This window comes from uncultured Cohaesibacter sp. (assembly GCF_963556055.3).
Lineage (GTDB): Bacteria > Pseudomonadota > Alphaproteobacteria > Rhizobiales > Cohaesibacteraceae > Cohaesibacter.
Genome location: NZ_CAUVYE020000013.1, coordinates 705,000 through 724,122 on the forward strand (window position 1 = coordinate 705,000; position 19,123 = coordinate 724,122).

The following is a 19,123-nucleotide window of genomic DNA, read 5'->3' on the forward strand; positions in this document are numbered from 1 at the left end:
CCGACTAACAACAGCACAGGACCAAGGTCTCTAGGCGACTTCGATCCCAACCAGACGAGAAGGATTATCCCTTACCATCATTCTCACCTCAGCATCTGAAAACCGTAGTGCCAGGCACAATTTGATAGCCTGACGCATGCCTTCCACCGGCGTTGGATTATCTACCTGTCCAAGATCCGATCCGATTGAGGAATGCTCAACGCCGGCAGCGCGAATGTCCGCCACCAGATTTTCCGGTGTGAAGACGTTGAATCTGCTGTCGATATATAGACATGCGGACTGTTCGATAAGAGCGTTGTAAGTCTGGGCAATTTCCCGGATATCGTCATGCGTGAAGTGCAGCCCATACATCGGATGGTTGACGATAAGACGTTTGACGCCCCGCGATTTTGCCTCTTCGAATAGCTTCCATATTTCCCAGACATTCAGATGACCAGAGGAAAGAATAGCATCAAATTCCGCGATGGAGTCGAGAATAGTTTTAACGGGATCAATGATATCACCCTTATCGTCCAGAACCGTCAGCAATGTCGGCTTTTTCAGAGCCACTTTGGCAGCAAGGCGCGTCTTGCGGAAATTTGTGCGGATGTGGTTGGCCGAATGGGCTGTCGGCATCCAGATCATTTTCGCACCATGCTTGAGGATGGAGTCGACGATATAGGGATTGAAGCCACCGGCTGAATTGTTCAGAACCAGCCCACCAAACATGGCGATGCCCACATCACCCAGCAACCGTTCCATGATCGGAATGAATGGAGAGACAGAATAGTGGTGATCCTTGAAAAGAATGCCCTTCATGCCCGCTGCGGCGGCTTGTTCAACCGCCTGATAATGATCGACCTGCCGTTCCATGATTGATGGTCCGGAATGGACATGCAGGTCGACAGCTCCCTGCATCAGCGCGTCAACACGTGCGTCATCAATCGGTGCGATCAGGGTGCGAACTCTTTCACGATTTTCCTCGGTACTCATGGTAAATCCTATCTATGAACCAATATGTTGTCTTCATAGTTGTCCTTGACAGGGCCAGACCTCAACGGCTAAATAGGGGCGTTTCGTCTAGCGAAACGGAGGGGTGCCATGGGAATTCGCGCAATTGAACGTGCACTAGATGTGCTGGCTGAATTGAATCAACATCCGGTTTCAAGCATTGCTTCGCTCCACGCGGCAACCAGACTGCCCAAGCCCACTTTGGTTCGCATTCTCAAGACGTTGGAAGAAAAGGGCTATGTCGACAATGACCCACATCTGGGTGGTTATCTGGTAACCTCTCAGGTGACATCCCTTTCAGGGGGGTATCACAGCGAGCCGATGGTCGTGGAAGCAAGCAGGCCCTGGGCCATTGCCATGACCCGACAGCATCAGTGGCCGATTTCAATTGCCCTTCTAGATCAGGACGCGATTGTCGTTCGCTTTTCGACAATTCCGGATAGCGCGATTTCTCCCTTTCATATGACCGTGAATATGCGATTGCCCATCCTGACCAGAGGGTTGGGACTGGCCTTTTTTGCTTTTTCCAAGGAAGATGAACGCGAACTGATCCTCCAGTCGCTCCGCCAGTCAGATGATCCCGAAGCGGTCCTGTCTCGCGACAAAGATCGATTGGCGGCAATGATCGAGCAGGTGCGGGAGCAAGGATATGCAACGCGCAGCGAGCGCGCCAAGCCAACCAACTCCAACACGATTGCGGTTCCGATTTTTGCAGGAGATGGACGGGTTGTTGCCAGCATGGGGCTGACCTATTTCCGGTCGGCTTTTCCTAACATGCAGTCAGCAATCGACCGTTACGTCCCGCTCTTGAAACAGGCATCGCGCGAAATCACGACCGACATCGAACGCCTTTTCAAGCATAGCAATTTTATCTAGCGGGCCAGCGCACCCGCATGCAAGCGCTGGCGGCTGATGTTCAGAGGGTGCAGCAGCAACCAAAGCAACTGCCCGCACCCGGCGTCATGGCACTCATACGGCGCCCGCAGAGGACCAGACGAATTCCTCTGCGGGGCTTCCAACGCTCACCAGTTTCAGTATTGTCTTTGCCAGACATGGCCGGTGGAAGCCGACAATATTTACGCATTTTCGAATAGCAAACACTGGCAGGGGTCGGCCTATTCCCACCTAGACCCTCTCAAGCGCGATGGCTATACCCTGTCCGACACCAATGCACATCGTCGCCAAGGCCAGTTTGCCTTTGGTGTTGCTTAGTTCCATCAGGGCTGATCCGGCAATCCTTGCCCCGGACATGCCCAGAGGATGGCCCAGTGCGATTGCACCGCCATTGGGGTTGACCCTTGGGTCATCATCAGCGATGCCCAGATCGCGCATCACTGCCAGTCCCTGGCTGGCAAAGGCCTCGTTCAGTTCGATGACATCAAAGCTGGATTGTTCAAGCCCCAAGCGCGCCATGAGTTTTTTCGATGCCGGAGCAGGGCCAAAGCCCATGATGCGCGGTGGAACGCCTGCGGCAGCTCCGCCAACAACCCGAACGATAGGCGTCAGGCCATAGCGCTTCACAGCCTCTTCACTGGCAATCAGCAAAGCGGCGGCTCCGTCATTCACCCCGCTGGCATTGCCCGCGGTGACCGAGCCGCCAGCACGGAATGGAGCGCGCAATTTGGCCAGTCCTTCCAGTGTTGTCGAGGGGCGTGGATGCTCATCCATTTCCACCACAACAGGGTCACCCTTGCGCTGCGGAATTGTGACCGGGGTGATTTCCTGTGCCAGCCGACCATTTTTCATGGCGGCAGCAGCCTTCATCTGGCTGCGATAGGCAAACAGATCCTGATCTTCGCGGCTGATATTGAACTGTTCAGCAACATTCTCGGCGGTCTCGGGCATGGAATCCACACCATATTGCGCTTTCATCAGCGGATTGACGAAACGCCAGCCAATTGTGGTGTCATATATTTCGGACGAACGGGAATAGGCTGTCTCCGCCTTCGGAACAACGAAGGGAGCCCGCGACATGCTTTCCACGCCACCGGCAATGATCAGATCCGCTTCACCCGATCGGATGGCGCGTGCGCCGCTGATGATTGCATCCATCCCCGAACCGCACAGACGGTTGATGGTGGCTCCCGATACACATTCGGGCAAACCGGCAAGCAGACTGGCCATGCGGGCAACATTGCGATTGTCTTCCCCCGCCTGATTGGCGCATCCAAGCAGGACATCATCAACCTCGCTCCAGTCTATATCGTGGCCAGCCATGAGCGCACGCAAGGGAATGGCGGCAAGGTCATCTGCGCGAACAGATGCCAATGCGCCTCCAAAGCGGCCGACAGGAGTGCGGATATAGTCACAAATATAAGCTTCTGTCATGATCTCCTCCTCACAGCGCTGGAACAACCAGATCAACAATGTCCCCATCGATGGCGAGAGGAGCACCGGTTACGGACTGCAAATCATCAAAACTGATGACAGGTAGCTTTTCACGCAGAACGAAACGCTTGTCGCAAATGTCGATCACCGCCAGAGACGTGTAGATACGTGTTACACAGGCCACACCAGTGAGTGGCATCGTGCAGGTCTCGACCAGTTTTGGTTGACCTTTCTTGGTGACATGATCTGTTACGACTGCAACGCGTTTTGCTCCATGTACAAGATCCATCGCGCCGCCCACAGCAGGAACACCGCCTTTGCCGGTTGACCAGTTGGCCAGATCGCCTGTCTGTGCAATTTGATAGGCGCCCAAAATCGCAAGATCCAGATGACCGCCACGCACCATTGCAAAACTGTCTGCATGGTGAAAGAAGGCCGCTCCGGGTTTCAGTGTAATGGCTTTTTTACCCGCATTGATCAGATCCCAGTCCTCTTCACCGGTAGCAGGAGCCTTATCAAATCCCAGAACACCATTTTCCGTATGAAAGACAACTTCACGTCCTTCTGGCTGAAAGCGGGCCACCATTTCGGGAAATCCGATGCCGAGATTCACATAGGATCCATCTTCAATATCTTGTGCGGCACGCCAGGCAATCTGTGCGTTTGAAAGTTTGATTTCGTCCATCATGGGTAGACCGCCTCCATACGGTTGAGCATTTCTTCCTGAGCAGGATCGGAGACCTCCACGATGCTATCGACATAGATTCCGGGGGTAATGACATGTTCGGGATCGATGTCACCAGCAGGCACGATCTGTGACACTTGCACAATTGTGTGTGCACCGGCGGTGGCCATCAGAGGATTGAAATTTCGAGCAGCCATACGATAGGTCAGGTTTCCGTATGGATCGGCTAATTCTGCCTTGATCAGCGTGAAATCAGCGGTCAGGGATCTCTCCTGGACATACATCCGACCATCAAATTCGGCGACGGGTTTGCCTTCTGCCAGTTCGGTCCCATAGCTTGTGGGAGTGTAGAAAGCAGGAATGCCAGCACCTCCGGCGCGGATGCGCTCGGCCAATGTTCCCTGAGGCACCAGTTCCAGCTCGATTTTTCCGGCGAGATATCTCTCTGTAAAGGCCTTCGGATCAACAGAGCGGGGAAATGAGCAGATCATTTTCCCGACCATGTCCTGCTCGATCATTGCGGCGATACCGACATGGCCATTGCCAGCGTTGTTATTAATGACGGTCAGGTTTTTTGCGCCATGGTCGATGAGTGCGTGGATCAACTCGATGGGAGCGCCCGCTCCACCGAATCCCCCGATCATGATTGTTGCTCCGTCGGGAATCTCAGCGACCGCTACCGCCAAAGACGCGCATGTCTTATCCATGATGTCTCCTTTCTTCATGTCGCAACGAACTGCGACGCTGGAGACGATAGGAGCAAATGGGAGAGGACAACACAGAATTAGTTCAATATTTGACATTTGTTCAGATAGTGAATACAATTGTTCGCATGACAAACAAACCAACCGATTTTGTGACTTCTTTGGCCAAAGGACTACAGGTCATTGAAGCTTTTTCCGCAGACAGCCCAAGACTAAGCATCACCGATGTGGCTCAAAGGACGGGACTGGATCGCGCAACCGCGCGCAGATGCCTGCTGACCCTCAGCAATTTGGGATATGCCGACTATGATGGGAAATACTTCACTTTGGCTGTTCGGTCTCTGCGGTTGGGGCTCGCCGGGCTCGCTTCAATGCCGCTTCCTCATATCGTCCAGCCATGGCTTGACAAACTGTCCGAACGCATAGGCCAGTCCTGTTCGGTATCCATTCTGGACGGCAATGAAATTGTCTATGTGGCGCGAGCTGCGCAGACACGGATCATGTCCATAGGATTGATGCCGGGCTCGCGTCTGCCAGTCCACTGCACATCAATGGGACGTGTTCTGTTGTCCTCTTTGCCAGAAGAGGAAGCCAGATCATTGATCGAAAGCTGCGATCTGGCACCTCGCACCCCATACAGCCTGACGGATACCGATCAGATTCTTGAAGAGGTCGCCCTCATTCGGGAGCAAGGTTACGCCCTGCTTGATCAGGAAGTGGAGATTGGTCTGCGCTCCATCGCCATAGGACTGGTGGGACATAGCGGCAAAATGTGCGCAGCGCTCAATGTCGCTGTCGCTGCCGTGCAGCCTCAAGCCGCAGATCTCATCGATGCCTATCTTCCAGATCTGCGCAGGGTTCAAAGTGGATTGGCTCGTGCCCTGCCTTGAAGCATCCCGATCATTTTTTCGTAAACGCCACCAATCAAGCACCGGCTTGCCCCCCACACCTGGTTGCGCGGCAAGAGTTTTTAGTCGTGAGGGGCACGCCTTGCGACACAAGCGCGGTCACCGGTTTCAGCTCTCTAGTCCAGAGCACCGACTTCGCGCAAAACCGCCGCAATTTCATCGCGAGCTTCTTTGCCCAATGGGCTCTGCGGGGCGATGGGATTTCCGACTTTGAAGCCTTGCAGATCCAGCGCAGCCTTGATGCAGCCAGCAATGGAGTATTTGGCAAAAATCTCGTTGACGCGCCAGAGAGGGCGTTGCAACTCCATCGCCTTGTCCCAGTCACCTTTCTGAGCGGCTTCAAAAAGAGCGATGCTCTGTTTGGGTATAATGCAGGCTGGGCCAGCCATCCAGCCAACACCGCCAATCAACATGACACAGGCCGGAATATGCGCTGAGGCAGCGAAAACCTCCATGCGCCCCTTGGTCCGCTCGATTATGGAAAGAAGGCGTCCGGTATTGGTTGAGGCGTCCTTGATATATCGGATATTTTCAATGTGACTTAGCCGCTCGATGACAGGCAGGGAAAGATCCGAGCGCTGGAACTGCGGATTGGTATAGAGCACCACCGGCTTGCCATCTGCGGCGTTGGCGATCTCGGTGAAATAGGTTTCCACGCCTGCGTCATTCACCGGGAAATAGGCTTCCAGAATGGCCAGAATACCGTCCGCACCGGCATCGATCATATGACGGGTCTGAGCGACCGCGTCGGACGTGGAGGTAGAAGCAACTCCCGCGATGACAGGCACCCTACCCCTGGTAGCCTTGATCACCGTATCAACGATCTCATTGCGTTGCTTCTGGGAAAGGTAGGCAAATTCACCGGTGCTTCCAAGCGGCGTCAAACCATGCACACCAGCCTCAATGAGATGGTCTGCAAGATCAGCCAACACTCCTTTCATAATCGTACCATCAGAGGCAACCGGAGAAACGAGATAGGGAAAAACGCCACAGAAAGACATGGTCGGATTCCTTTGGAAAATCACTGTCGGGCCTGGATCTCATTTCAGGTCCGAACAGGTTTCATTTAACATCTGCCGCAAAGGGGATCGAGGGCTGGGCACCATTCTTGCAGCAGGCCAGGCTGGCAGCCTTGACAGCCATACGGGTAGCCGTGACAGGGTCGGCACCATCGGCCATCATTTTACAGAAATATCCGCAAAAGGTATCGCCCGCACCGGTGGTATCGACGACCTTATCGAGTTTCGGCGAAGGCACATTGACGGCCTCCTTGTCCGGCTCGACGACCATTGCACCGTCGGCTCCCAGAGTGACGATCAACAGGCGCCCCGTTTCTGCTGCATAGGCTTCTGCCCGTTCCAACCTTGGTTCCGAACCGGGCTTCAAGGCATCGAATTCCGTCTCGTTGGAGATGACCACATCGGCCTTTCTGGCAAGAGGGATATATTCCTCCTGAAAAGGCGCCGTATTGAGCACGCTTCTCGCCCCTGCGCTTTTGGCCAGATCGATTGCCCTGTCTATCGATGCAAGAGGGACTTCCTGTTGCAGGAGCAGAATGTCACCGCCCCCAAGGTCGGCAAGAGCAGCGTTGGCAGTAGCAACCGAAACCTCTCCATTGGCTCCCTTAACGATGGCAATGGTATTTTCACCGCTGTCCTCGACCTGAATAAAAGCCAATCCTGTGCTTTCCTTGCAAACTTCGGTGCGAGTGAGGTCAACTCCGTCGGCCTTCAGAAGCGCCAGTGCCAGATCTGCATGACTGTCCTTACCGGTGAGGCCAACCATGCGGACATCCCCCCCTGCGCGCCGCACGGCAAGGGCCTGATTGGCCCCCTTGCCTCCAGCAGACATGGCAAATCCCTTCGTTGGAATTGTCTCACCCGGTCGTGGAAAATCAGCAACCCGGATCACCATGTCGAGATTAATGGATCCGAAAACTGTAATCATTTTTCTGTTCCTCAGCTCTGGTTTCAGCTTTGATCATTGAGATGACAGGCAGCCATGTGACCGGACGCTACATTTTTGAGCGGCGGCCTTGCTTGTCTGCAAATATCCATAGCATGAGGACAACGTGGATGAAAATGACACCCCGAAGGCGGCTTCAAAGGTGATGGGATTTCGCCTTTGATGGTGTGGAACGAGGAATGTCGCCGTTTGAGGCTTGGCACCTGCCCAAGCAGAGCCTGCGTATATGGGTGGTTTGGCCTTGCAAACAGCTCTGCCGTTGATCCCTGCTCTACGATCCTGCCAAGATACATGACGACGACCCGATCGGAGATGTGTCGAACCACGCCAATATCGTGACTGACAAACAGGTAGGCCAGGTCATACTCGTCACGCAAGTCCATGAACAAGTTGATGATCTGTGCCTGAATGGAGACGTCCAGAGAGGCCACCGCTTCATCGCAAACAACCATTTCCGGGCGGACGGCGAGAGCACGGGCTATGCCGATTCTCTGGCGCTGACCACCAGAAAACTGATGCGGAAAGCGGTTCTGGGTTGCAGGATCGACGCCGCACTGAAGCAGCACCTTCTCAATATGGGCGTCCATTTCCAGTTCGGGAACGACCTTGTGATATCGAGCGGCCTCGGAAACAGATTTGCCTATGCGATAGCGCGGGTTCAACGAATCCAGAGGATCCTGAAAGATCATCTGAATCTTCAGATGAAACTGATCGATATCCCTTGAGGAGACATGAGCAACATCCTGTCCATTGTAGAGGATTCGCCCTTCTGTCGGGTTGTCGATACCCGCAACAATGCGGCCAAGGGTGGATTTGCCGCAGCCTGATTCACCGACCAGACCAACCACCTCGCGGCGATGAATTGCAAAGGAAGCATCATCCACCGCATGCACTGTCCGGCGGTTGATCGGCGCGCCAAGGCGGGCGGCAAGTTTCGCAGCAAAATCGGGCTTGCGCTCAAAACGCCGCGTGACATGGTCAATTTCCAGCAATGGGGTTTGCTGTTTGTCTGCGACCTGATCAGTCGCCGGATTAGCCTGAGGATCGGAGGTCATGAGACTTGTTCTCCCTGACGGATCGGATGCACACAACGAACAGAACGTTCGCCCTCCTGAGGAACCAGCTCAACGTCTTCAAGACAATCGAGCTGGACATAGGGACAGCGAGGATGGAACCGGCAACCCTTCGGCATGCGGTCAATTGGTGGTGTCATTCCAGGTATCTGGAACAGACGCGCTCCGGGTGCGTTGTCCGATGGAATTGAGCGGATAAGTCCTTGCGTATAGGGATGTCGCGGATGATCCAAAACATCATCAAGCAACCCCTCCTCGACGACAGAACCGGCATACATCACGTAAACACGCTGTGTAAGCTCGGCGACCACGGTCAAGTCATGCGTAATCCAGATGAGCGCCGTGCCGCGTTCCTTGCAGAGCTTCTGCATCTCGGCGATAATCTGAGCCTGAATGGTCACATCAAGCGCCGTTGTCGGCTCGTCCGCGATGATCAGATCCGGATTGTTGAGCATCGCAATGGCAATCGCCACACGCTGGCGCATACCACCGGAGAACTGGTGCGGATAGGCGTAAAGCCTTTCGTCCGGATCCGGGATGCCAACCATGCCGAGCGCATCACGACAACGTGCTCGGGCAGCGGATTTCTCTATTTTCGGGTCATGCGCTGTAATGGCTTCGATCATTTGCGTATCGATGCGCAAGACCGGATTGAGGGTCATCATGGGATCCTGAAAGATCATGGCCATGCGGTCACCCCGCAAGGAGCGCAGGCGCTTGGCTGATACTTTACGCAAATCCTCACCATTGAGCAGGATCTCTCCTTTTGAGATCCGGCCCGGCCGATCGATGAGGCCCATGATCGAAAGGCCTGTCACCGATTTGCCGGACCCGGATTCGCCCACCAAGCCTACGATTTCACCTGGCTTGATCGCCAGATTAACGTTACGAACCGCCGCAACGGCACCTTTCTCACCATCGAATACGGTCTCCAGACCGCGCAATTCAAGGGTATAGTCTGATCTGCTGGTCATGGTTCTAGTCCTTGAACTTCGGATTGAGGACATCGCGCAGACGATCGCCAACAAGGTTGATCCCGACAATCAGCAGCAGCAAGGCCACGCCGGGAAATACCGAGATCCACCAATCACCGGACAGCATGTATTTGTTGCCATTCGAAATGAGCAGCCCAAGAGACGGTTCTGTTACCGGCAGCCCGATCCCGAGAAACGATAGCGTAGCTTCAAGACTGACCGCATAAGCAACGCGCATGGTTGCAACGACGATGAGCGGAGGCAGGCAGTTGGGCAAGATGTGATTGAGCGTCACCATGCGGGAAGGCAGGGCAAGACAACGGGCAGCATCCACATAGGTTCGACCGCGCTCGACCAGGGCAGCACCACGCACCGTTCGGGCGTAATAGGCCCATTGGGTGACGACCAGAGCAATGATGATCTTGTCAACGCCCTGTCCCAGAATTGCCAAAAGGATGAGAGCGACAAGAATTGGCGGGAAGCTGAGCTGAATGTCGACCAATCGCATGACAAGCGTATCCGTACGCCCACCGAAATAGGCACTGACAAGGCCCATGACAGAGCCGATAACCAAGGCAATGCCAGCCGAGACGATCCCCACGAAAATACTGGTACGAAGGCCATAAAGGATCGCGCTGAGGAGATCCCTGCCCTGATCGTCGGTGCCGAGCCAATAGGTCATGCCCGAGAAGCTTTCCGATCCAGGAGGGAGACGATTATCCATGATATCGAGAACAGCGAGATCATAGGGGTTTTGCGGAGAGATCCAACTCGAAAAGAGCGCCGCCAGAAGCAGGACTATGACAATAAGCGCACCCAACAGACCAAGAGGATCGGTCAACACACGCTTTATGGCGCGACGCACGGGACGGGCCGGAGGCTCGGGCGGAAAACTGTTTGCGGCTGCAATTTGCGCTGCCAGTTCGGCAGACTGGGCCACTGATTTGGCGTTGGTGGACAGATCAGTCATTCGGACCCCCCATCAATTTTGACCCGTGGGTCAACCAGCGTATAGGTCAGGTCAACGATCAGGTTAATCACTGTAAACATGAGCACCGTGATCATCAGGTAAGCCAGAATGACCGGACGATCGAGAGTAGTAATGGCATCGATGATCAGCTTGCCCATGCCCGGCCAGGAGAAAATGGTTTCCGTGACAACGGCAAAGGCGATCAGCGCCCCGAGTTCCAACCCCACAACAGTAATCAGCGGAATGAGGGTGTTTTTAAGCACATGCAAAAAGACAATTCGCCATTCACTCACCCCCTTGGCTCTGGCAAAACGAACATACTCGGACTGCAAGGCTTCTGACACTCCGGCCCGCGTAAGACGAATGACCAGAGAAATCTTGAACAGTGCCAGATTAAGAGCGGGCAGGAAGATATGCGATAGGCCATCCGCCGTCAGAAAGCTCACTGGAACGCCCAACACATCAACCGTATCTCCGCGCCCCGAGGCGGGAAGAATATCGAGCTTGACTGCAAAAAGCAGGATCATCATCAGGCCGACCCAAAAGGTTGGGAGAGAAAAGCCCAAAATGGAAAAGGCCATGATACCCCGGGATTCGGGTTTGGAAGGTCGCAGACCAGCAATCACGCCAAGAGGAATGCCAATAACCAGTCCCATGATCAAAGCACTAAAGGCCAATTCCAATGTCGCAGGCATGCGCTCGAAGATGAGCCCTAGCGCCGGACGGTTATACAGGAAGGAATTTCCCAGATCGCCAGACAATGCGCCCTTGAGAAAATGCCAATATTGTACCCAGACCGGCTGGTCCAACCCCATACGCACGATTAGATCTGCGCGTTCTTGAGGGGTAGCCGTCGCGGAAATCATGACGTCAACCGGATTGCCAACCAGATAAACGCCAACGAAGACGAGAACCGACATCACCAGCAAGGTGAGCAGCGTCTGACCTCCACGGCGAAGAAGATAGGCAGTCATTGCAGGTCTTCCTCCCTGTTTGATTTGGTCTGATTCTTGTTTGATTTGATCATGTTTGCGGCTTTCGCGAGAGACCTCAGATGGTCAAGGAATAATGCTCGAACGCCATCGCTATCAACCTTGACAGCAATACGATGCGGCAAGGATGCTCCTTCGCCGTTTTCAGCATCGATGCACGGCTTGTTGCGCACCCGACTGGTGTGACCAGCAAGCTCGGCTCCAGTTGCAACGGAAACGAGTGAATGCTCGGTGTGAAACAAGTCTGGGGCAACCAGCCAGACAACAGGCAAAAGGTCGTGTACGGGGCCTCCCGCCCCACCATAAAGAGCAGGATTTTCTCGATCACTGGCACGGAACTGGCGAGAAAAGACCTGCCCCACAAGTCCGGCTTCACGTTCGATCAGCTCAAGATCCATTCCCGTCAAGCGACAGGTCCATGTCACATCCAACGGGAAAAGCGTAACGGCAACGCCACTCTCACAGACCATGCGCGCAGCATGAGGATCACTTAACATGTTCATCTCGGCATAGGGAGCCCGATTGCCAAGAGCCTCAAAGGCTCCACCCATTGCAACGATATTTTCAATGCCTTCAAGACAAGCCTTTTTGCCAGCCAGCTTCATGGCCAGAGCGACATCGGTCATGGGACCGGTCACGGCCAGAGTGATCGGCTTGTCTTCGGCAGCAGCATCCTTGATAGCATGGGCCATCGCGTCGGCTGCACTCACCTCCGGCCTGATGACGCTAGTCTCTCTGTTCGGCAAGCAGTGCGCAAGCCCCGACAGATGATCACGAAACGCTCCCAGAGCCTTGTGAGCACCAAAGATCTGATCTCTCAGCAAAGGCCCTGACGAGCCCCTGTAACACGGCACCATCTGGCCTGCATCGGCCAAAGCCACGGTAAACTCGCAATTTTCCAATGCGGTATCCACCGAAACATTCCCCGCGACAGCTCCGATACCGATCAGGTCAACATCCGTATCTGCCAACGCAAACAGAATGGCGGCCATATCGTCAATACCGGGATCGGAAGAGAGGAATATCCGCTTGCTCATCGCATCACCCCGCCTGTGAAAGCGAACGGATCCGCTCGCTCAAAAGTGAGAAGACACCATCCGCATCGACTTTCTGCACGACTTTCGCGTTTGCTTCTTCTCCTGACTGACCGTACCAGTCTGCAACGGTTTGACCGTAGCAAAGCTTGCTATCGCATTCGACGAATATATGCGCGGCTTCCGTTTTGAACAGTTCCGGAGCAACCAGATAAAGGGTCACGAGCGGATCGTGCATCGGCCCACCGTCGCCACCATATCTTCGGGGATCATTGCGGTTCCAACCCGTCAAGAGACGGTGGGTAGCTGCCAGAGGTGTACCAGTGGCCCCACCCTCGAAGTGCGCAATTCTTTCGGGCGAGGTCATTGCCTGATGAGTGGCATCAAGAGGCAAGGCGACATAGTCAAGACCTGCCGAATAGACGATGTTCGCAGCATGGGGATCGGCAAGAATATTGAACTCGGACGTCAGGGTTCGGTTTCCCGCGATCCGATAGGCTCCCCCCATAGACACAAGACAGTCGATTGCCGACAACAAGTCGGGATGAAGTTTGATCAGAAGGGCCAGATTGGTCATTGGCCCCAGGGTGCAGACCGTCAGCTTTTCATTGTTGCCCTTGGCCACTTTTAGCAATTCAGCCATCTTGTCAACGGCATGTTGTTCTGAAGGCAAGGCAACCGGATCTGGCAAAACCAGATTACCCAAACCACCAGCGCCATGGAACTTTCCGAAAATCGCTTCACCGATCATCGGTCCATCACATCCCGGATGAACAGGCACATCGGTCCGTTTGGCCAGCTCCAATATCTTGAGTGCGTTCTTTGTGCAAACTTCAAGCGGAACATTACCACAAACAGTCGTTATCGCTTTGACATCCAACTCGGGAGATCCCAGAGCGAAAAGGATAGCCAGCGCATCATCGACACCGGGGTCGCAATCAATGATGATGGATTTCGGTTTGGAAGGTTTCGCCTCTGCGGTCATGGCAGACTCTTTCTGTTAAGGCGAAGCGGTGTCACAAGTCATCGCTTCGCCTTTTGGCTCTTAGGTTCTTTCTGCGGGTCGTTCTTTATTTTGCCGGATGCACATTGGCCGCTAGCGTATAGCCATCGGTTCTGCCGACATAGGTCAGGCCATCTTTAAGGCCCCAGGTATGTGCAAGGAAGAAGACCGGGATCACTCCCATGTCATCCATGGCGATTTTCATTGCGTCCTGAAGCGCAAGATCGCGTTCTTTGGCGTCGAGCAAGCTACGACCGCGCTGCAATGCCTCATCAAAAGCCTTTGAGCTGTAGCGACCTCGGTTACCGCGTCCAGAATTGGCACTATAGGTTTCCAGTAGCGGGCCAAGCACACCAGAGGCTTCGCCGGTTTCAACGGCTGCACCACCCATGATGAAGCTGAATTCCAGCTTGGAAGCGCGGGAGAAATAGACGCTTTTCGGCAAGGTGACGATCTTGGTATCAATGCCTGCGCGGGTAAACATCTGCCCAATTGCCTGAGCAACAAGGCTATCGTTTGGATACCGGTCGTTTGAAGCATGGAATGTCAGGTCAAAGCCGTTCGGATAGCCAGCTTCGGCAAACAGTTCTTTGGCTTTCTTGGGATCATATGGATCCGGCTTCAGGCTTTCGACATATCCGGTATAGCCATCAGGAACCAGCTGGCCCGCAGGCACGCCCTGCTTGTCCATGATGCGATCGATAATTGCCTGCCGGTTGATGGCCAAAGAAAGGCCATGGCGAACCCGAACATTCTTGAGAGGATTCTCTCCGTTGGGGCCTTTGGCAAATGGAGAAACATCACGATCCTGGTCCATGTGCAAATACATGACACGGTTCGAGCTGTTGGTGACAATATCCGTGCTCCCGTTTTTTTCCAACGTTCCGATATTCGCGGGAGGAACCTGTTCGATCATGTCGACATCACCGGACAGCAGCGAAGCCACGCGAGCAGACGAGTCGGCAAAGACCTTGAAGGTTACATTGTCCCAGTCGGGTTTCGTGCCCCAATAGGCGTCGTTACGCGTCAACTCAATGGTGCTATCGGGGATCCAGCTGACAAACTTGAAAGGACCGGTCCCGATCACGCCCTTGCCGGTATTCAGAACAGAGCTTGCCGTCTCACCTTCTTCCGATGGCAAGATTGCAATACGGGACAGGTTATTCGGCAACAGCGGCATGGCAACATCGGTCTTGAATTCGACTGTCATCGGATCGATAGCCGTGACGGATGTGATGCCTTTTACATATGGCATGAACGAACTTGGACTATTTTCAGAGGCAAGCTTTACACGAGCGATGGATGCAACGACATCCTGTGCATCCAGATCAGAACCATCGTGAAATTTTACGCCCTCACGCAGATGAAACCGCCAGGTTTTCGGATCAACAGCGTTCCATTCCGTTGCAAGAGCTGGCGTCAGCTGTTGACGATCATCCTGGTTGACGAGCCCATCGAAGATATTGCGAGCCATGGCACTATTGGTACCAATGACATAGAACTGAGGATCCATCGAGGTTGGGGATCCGGCAATGCCAATTTTCAAATCCGCAGCCAAAGCTGCTGGCGTGGCAAGGCAAGTCGCAAGAAGACCTGCCGCAATTGACATCGCAAAGGATGGTTTCATCACCATAAGGTTTCCTCCCAATATTTGGTTTCAGAGCATCTATCGGCTCTAACTGCCCGTAAGTGTAAGGCACAGAAACTTTAGAACACAATTCAAATTTTCTTGCCACTCTATGCCAAAATGTTATACCTTGAAACACCATGCATCACCTTCAACAACGCCAGATCGAAGCTTTTCGTGCCGTCATGATTGCCGGCTCAATCAGCGCTGCGGCAGCAAGCCTGAATATCACCCAGCCAGCGGTCAGCAGACTCATTCGCGATTTGGAAACAGAAATCGGTTTTTCCCTCTTCAACCGGATCCGTGGAAGGCTCGTTCCAAGAGCGCAGGCCTCCAAGCTGTTTCACGAGGTCGAACGTGTATTCGTTGGCCTTGATCACATTTCGCGCGTTGCTCAGGATATAAATGCGGAATCCGAAGGCTTCATAAGGCTAGGCACGGTAAGTTCACTCAACAAGGTGTGCGCTTCTGTTGTTTTGCCCGAGGTGTTAGCTGCACACCCGCGGCTGAGCGTGATTTTCGACACCGAAAGCACGGAACGTGTCTTGGACCTTGTCAGTTTACGGCACTATGACATGGGCCTGATTTGCAGCGAATATGTTCCGACGGGATTGTTCAGCGTATTGCTGGGCAGAGGCGACGCTGTTGCTGTTGTTGCGACAGAACATCCTTTGGCGCGCAAAGACAGCGTCTCGATGGAAGACCTGTCTAGTGAACGCCTCATCTTGCCCGGCAGAACATCGCCCTTGCGCTTGTCTTTGGAAAAGACGATCCAAGCAGCCAATATCAAAACGAGCAATTCAATTGAAGCATCACTGGCGAACGGGTGTCGGCTGGCTTCATCCAATCTGGGCGTTACAATAACCGACCCGCTCGTAGCGAAAACGTCGTCTGCCAAGGTCAAGATTCTTAAACTTGAGCCCTCAATGCCGGTCTCTTACCAGTTGGTCAGGCTAGAGAAAGCAAAGGCTACCGGTCCCTCCGCCCTATTCGAAGCCAGTTTTAAAAAGGCGATCGAAAATTTGCTGAACGGATCGTGAGCAGAAATCAACAAGCGGATTGGTCTGACCATAGGCAATGACCCCATCCGGCATCGAACCAAACGCCCGGCGGATCGGCACCATTTGCGATACATCTTTTGTCGACCATTCAGGTCGATCGAAAATAAACGTGTTGACGTCTCAAAGACAATTCAACACGAGAAGCCATTGACAGCCTTTGGCTAGCCGGAAGGAAACGTATCGAATGACTTTCAAGCGGCCCTTTACTACAGAATTCCATCGCTACCGCGCCCTAAGCTTGCTCCACTGACGAAACAAAACCCCGGTTTATAGCAAGCAAGAAAGTCCTCTTGGCAAGTTTGAAAAAACTTCACACCATTAGCTGGTATAGAGATCGGAATGATCGAAAAGTCCCTCAATTTCAATCTTCTTCAGCCTATTGTTAAATAATATCCAGCTCAACTCATCCACGAGAACGTCAAAATTTACAAAAAAATTTTTCATTTTCCTTCTGCACCAATACTCCTCCCTATATATCTGTTTTTTAACATCAATAAGACAATCCAAAATATCTAAAATTCTTGTCGACCCACATCTCTTTTGGGTTGTGAATGCGCCACTGCTTTTAAATAGACATATCAATACGATTGATTATTAGGCTTGTGCTCCAAATCTTGAACCACCGTAGTCTTGCGTATTTGACACTGATCTGAAGCTATGTGATTAATCGATTAATCTTAGTGGCAAGAACTATTGGAATTGAATGTTAGGAGCTCTCATGCCTGATCGGATATGTGCATCAGCCTCCCCTCTTACCCCGAGGGTTCTACAGGCGCTGACACATGTTACCATGCCGCGCGACTATGACACCGTGCAGGCAGATCGCGTTGAAAATATTGATGGTTACAGGTTGGCAGTCTTCCGTTGTCAATCGCTGGTACTGGGATCTGGAGCCGCAGGCCTGCGCACAGCCTGCGAATTGAAGCGCAGAAATCGTGATGTGATGGTGATCACTGGCGGCATGTATATGGGCACGTCGGCCTGCTCCGGGTCGGACAAGCAAACACTCCACACTGCCTCCACCAATCGAAACGGTGACAATTTCGAACATCTGGCAAGAGATCTGGCGGCTGGGGGCTGCATGGACGAGGACATTGCCTACGTGGAGGCAGTCGGATCCATCAGTGCCATGGCGGGGTTGCAATATATGGGCCTGGATCTGCCCGAAGACCAGTTCGGCGCGATTTTGCGCTACCAGACAGATCACGACGAGTATGGCCGTGCGACCAGCTGTGGACCGCGCACATCTCGCCTGATGGTGAAAGCGCTCCTGCAAGAGGCAATCCGCCTCAGCATCCCTTTCCTGACGAGTGCCACAGGCGTCAGGATACTCACTTCGGGGACCGTTGAAGACAAACGCATCAGTGGCCTTATCGTCACCACCAAGGATTTCAGACACAATCCCTATGGACTGGCAGTCATAGAATGCAACGAGCTTGTAATTGCAACTGGCGGACCTGGCGAAATGTACCGCGACAGTGTCTATCCCAAGAAATGCTTCGGCTCTCTTGGAATGGCCCTGGAAGCAGGGATAGAGCTTTCCAACCTCACGGAAAGCCAGTTTGGCATTGGCTCCCCAAGGGAGACCTTTCCATGGAACCTGTCTGGAACCTATGTTCAGGTCATGCCATATGTCTTTTCCCGCGATGCAGACGGCAACGAGCACAATTTTCTTTCTGACACCTACCGAAGTACGCGGGAAATGGTCTCCAACCTTTTCCGAAAAGGCTATCAATGGCCGTTTCACGCCAGCCGAATGATGGATTTCGGCTCATCACTGGTAGACATTGCCGTGCATTTGGAAATACGGAAAGGCCGGAAAGTCTTTCTTGACTTCCTGCGCAATCCATTACCGGCAGAAGGTGGCGCACCATTCAGCCTTGACGATCTGGATGACGATGTCCGGACTTATCTGGAGAATAACGACGCATTGGCAGATTTGCCGATCAACCGTTTGGCAAAAATGAATCCTCTGTCAATCGAACTATACCGCATGAACGGAATTGATTTGACCAAAGAGCCCCTCCAGATGGCCATCAACAACCAGCACATGAATGGTGGGATCGAAATTGATCGCTGGGGGGCCACAAATCTTGATGGGGTTTATGCGGTTGGAGAGGCGGCAAGCACTCACGGGGTCACACGACCGGGCGGATCAGCACTGAACGCGGGTCAGGTGTTCGGAATTCGGATCGCCAAACATGTAGCCCACAAGCGTCGTGTGCGCGCCGACCCTATCGATCTTTCTAGCATCAAAGAACTCTTCCGGGAACTCGAACGGGCAAAAGCCGGTGCCCAATCTATCGCCGAGGTAAAACAAGCCATCCAGACCCGCATGAGTGACAGTGCCGGTTTTGTGGTGCACGGCGAGGATGTGAAAGCCGCTTATGGCGAAGCACAGAAGCTTCTTGATACCGTTCGATCAGCAGGTCTTCAGCTTAAAAGCGACAATCGGGCCGCTGACTATTTCATATGGAAGCAGTTGGCCCTCACCTCGACGGCAGTACTCGCCGCGCTCGATCACTATATTGAAAATGACGGAGGCAGCCGCGGTGCTCGCGTGATCCTAGACGCGTCATCGACACGCATCCCCAAGATCGGCTCGGGAGACCTCACCGCATTTGCTTATCGTGAGGAACAGGAACGGGACAAGAGCAGGAAGATTATCGTGACCTATGATGGACTAACGCTTTCCTGTCATGAGCGCCCAATCCGCCGACGCGACATCAATCCTGTTTATTTCGAAAAAGGATGGGGGGCATTTCTCAGAGAGGAAATATTCGGGACAAAGGATGACGACGGGTAATCT

17 protein-coding genes are annotated in these 19,123 nt (G+C 53.5%); 4 read left to right on the plus strand and 13 right to left on the minus strand.

Annotated elements, in window-relative coordinates; all coding sequences use genetic code 11:
* Nucleotides 1-30: 30 nt before the first annotated feature.
* On the minus strand, nucleotides 31-972 hold the full coding sequence (locus ACHZB8_RS11875) for a DUF6282 family protein (protein WP_316860577.1): 942 nt from the start codon (nucleotides 970-972) through the stop codon (nucleotides 31-33).
* 108 nt (nucleotides 973-1,080) lie between these two features.
* Between ACHZB8_RS11875 and ACHZB8_RS11880 the strand changes: the two genes are divergently transcribed.
* Nucleotides 1,081-1,866, plus strand: coding sequence for a helix-turn-helix domain-containing protein (locus ACHZB8_RS11880; protein WP_316860578.1), 786 nt, complete (start codon nucleotides 1,081-1,083; stop codon nucleotides 1,864-1,866).
* Nucleotides 1,867-2,115: 249 nt separating this feature from the next.
* Here the strand turns inward: ACHZB8_RS11880 and pcaF are convergent, their stop codons facing one another.
* The 3 genes from pcaF to ACHZB8_RS11895 are packed head-to-tail and all read right to left on the minus strand — an operon-like array spanning nucleotide 2,116 to nucleotide 4,710.
* Complete coding sequence (pcaF, locus tag ACHZB8_RS11885; RefSeq protein ID WP_316860580.1) at nucleotides 2,116-3,318, minus strand: 3-oxoadipyl-CoA thiolase; 1,203 nt, start codon at nucleotides 3,316-3,318, stop codon at nucleotides 2,116-2,118.
* A gap of 10 nt (nucleotides 3,319-3,328) precedes the next feature.
* Nucleotides 3,329-4,006: a 3-oxoacid CoA-transferase subunit B gene (locus ACHZB8_RS11890; RefSeq protein ID WP_316860581.1), complete on the minus strand. Its 678-nt coding sequence runs from the start codon at nucleotides 4,004-4,006 to the stop codon at nucleotides 3,329-3,331.
* Nucleotides 4,003-4,710, minus strand: coding sequence for a 3-oxoacid CoA-transferase subunit A (locus ACHZB8_RS11895; protein WP_316860582.1), 708 nt, complete (start codon nucleotides 4,708-4,710; stop codon nucleotides 4,003-4,005). Before ACHZB8_RS11895 ends, ACHZB8_RS11890 begins: the two co-directional genes overlap by 4 nt.
* A 125-nt stretch (nucleotides 4,711-4,835) precedes the next feature.
* Between ACHZB8_RS11895 and ACHZB8_RS11900 the strand changes: the two genes are divergently transcribed.
* Nucleotides 4,836-5,597: an IclR family transcriptional regulator C-terminal domain-containing protein gene (locus tag ACHZB8_RS11900; protein WP_316860584.1), complete on the plus strand. Its 762-nt coding sequence runs from the start codon at nucleotides 4,836-4,838 to the stop codon at nucleotides 5,595-5,597.
* Nucleotides 5,598-5,731: 134 nt separating this feature from the next.
* Here the strand turns inward: ACHZB8_RS11900 and ACHZB8_RS11905 are convergent, their stop codons facing one another.
* From ACHZB8_RS11905 to ACHZB8_RS11945, 9 genes are all read right to left on the minus strand, one after another.
* On the minus strand, nucleotides 5,732-6,616 hold the full coding sequence (locus tag ACHZB8_RS11905; RefSeq protein WP_316860586.1) for a dihydrodipicolinate synthase family protein: 885 nt from the start codon (nucleotides 6,614-6,616) through the stop codon (nucleotides 5,732-5,734).
* 61 nt (nucleotides 6,617-6,677) lie between these two features.
* Complete coding sequence (locus ACHZB8_RS11910) at nucleotides 6,678-7,562, minus strand: ribokinase (RefSeq protein ID WP_316860588.1); 885 nt, start codon at nucleotides 7,560-7,562, stop codon at nucleotides 6,678-6,680.
* A gap of 23 nt (nucleotides 7,563-7,585) precedes the next feature.
* Complete coding sequence (locus tag ACHZB8_RS11915) at nucleotides 7,586-8,635, minus strand: oligopeptide/dipeptide ABC transporter ATP-binding protein (protein WP_316860589.1); 1,050 nt, start codon at nucleotides 8,633-8,635, stop codon at nucleotides 7,586-7,588.
* Entirely contained in the window at nucleotides 8,632-9,627 is a 996-nt protein-coding gene (locus tag ACHZB8_RS11920; RefSeq protein ID WP_316860590.1) for an ABC transporter ATP-binding protein, read from the minus strand. The genes ACHZB8_RS11915 and ACHZB8_RS11920 overlap by 4 nt, the downstream gene beginning before the upstream one ends.
* 4 nt (nucleotides 9,628-9,631) lie before the next feature.
* On the minus strand, nucleotides 9,632-10,597 hold the full coding sequence (locus ACHZB8_RS11925) for an ABC transporter permease (RefSeq protein ID WP_316860592.1): 966 nt from the start codon (nucleotides 10,595-10,597) through the stop codon (nucleotides 9,632-9,634).
* Nucleotides 10,594-11,571, minus strand: coding sequence for an ABC transporter permease (locus tag ACHZB8_RS11930; RefSeq protein ID WP_316860593.1), 978 nt, complete (start codon nucleotides 11,569-11,571; stop codon nucleotides 10,594-10,596). Before ACHZB8_RS11930 ends, ACHZB8_RS11925 begins: the two co-directional genes overlap by 4 nt.
* The gene (locus ACHZB8_RS11935) at nucleotides 11,568-12,626 is read right to left on the minus strand and encodes a nucleoside hydrolase (protein WP_316860595.1); all 1,059 of its coding nucleotides are present in this window, start codon (nucleotides 12,624-12,626) and stop codon (nucleotides 11,568-11,570) included. The genes ACHZB8_RS11930 and ACHZB8_RS11935 overlap by 4 nt, the downstream gene beginning before the upstream one ends.
* Before the next feature lie 4 nt (nucleotides 12,627-12,630).
* Nucleotides 12,631-13,608, minus strand: a complete 978-nt coding sequence (locus tag ACHZB8_RS11940; RefSeq protein ID WP_316860596.1) for a nucleoside hydrolase — start codon at nucleotides 13,606-13,608, stop codon at nucleotides 12,631-12,633.
* Nucleotides 13,609-13,693: 85 nt separating this feature from the next.
* A complete protein-coding gene (locus tag ACHZB8_RS11945) occupies nucleotides 13,694-15,259 on the minus strand; it encodes an ABC transporter substrate-binding protein (RefSeq protein ID WP_316860597.1) in 1,566 nt (521 codons plus the stop codon).
* A gap of 134 nt (nucleotides 15,260-15,393) precedes the next feature.
* On the opposite strand from ACHZB8_RS11945, the gene ACHZB8_RS11950 reads away from it, so the two are divergent.
* Nucleotides 15,394-16,293, plus strand: a complete 900-nt coding sequence (locus tag ACHZB8_RS11950; RefSeq protein ID WP_316860598.1) for a LysR substrate-binding domain-containing protein — start codon at nucleotides 15,394-15,396, stop codon at nucleotides 16,291-16,293.
* Nucleotides 16,294-17,032: 739 nt separating this feature from the next.
* A complete protein-coding gene (locus ACHZB8_RS11955; protein ID WP_316860599.1) occupies nucleotides 17,033-19,120 on the plus strand; it encodes an FAD-binding protein in 2,088 nt (695 codons plus the stop codon).
* The last annotated feature ends 3 nt before the right edge of the window (nucleotides 19,121-19,123 follow it).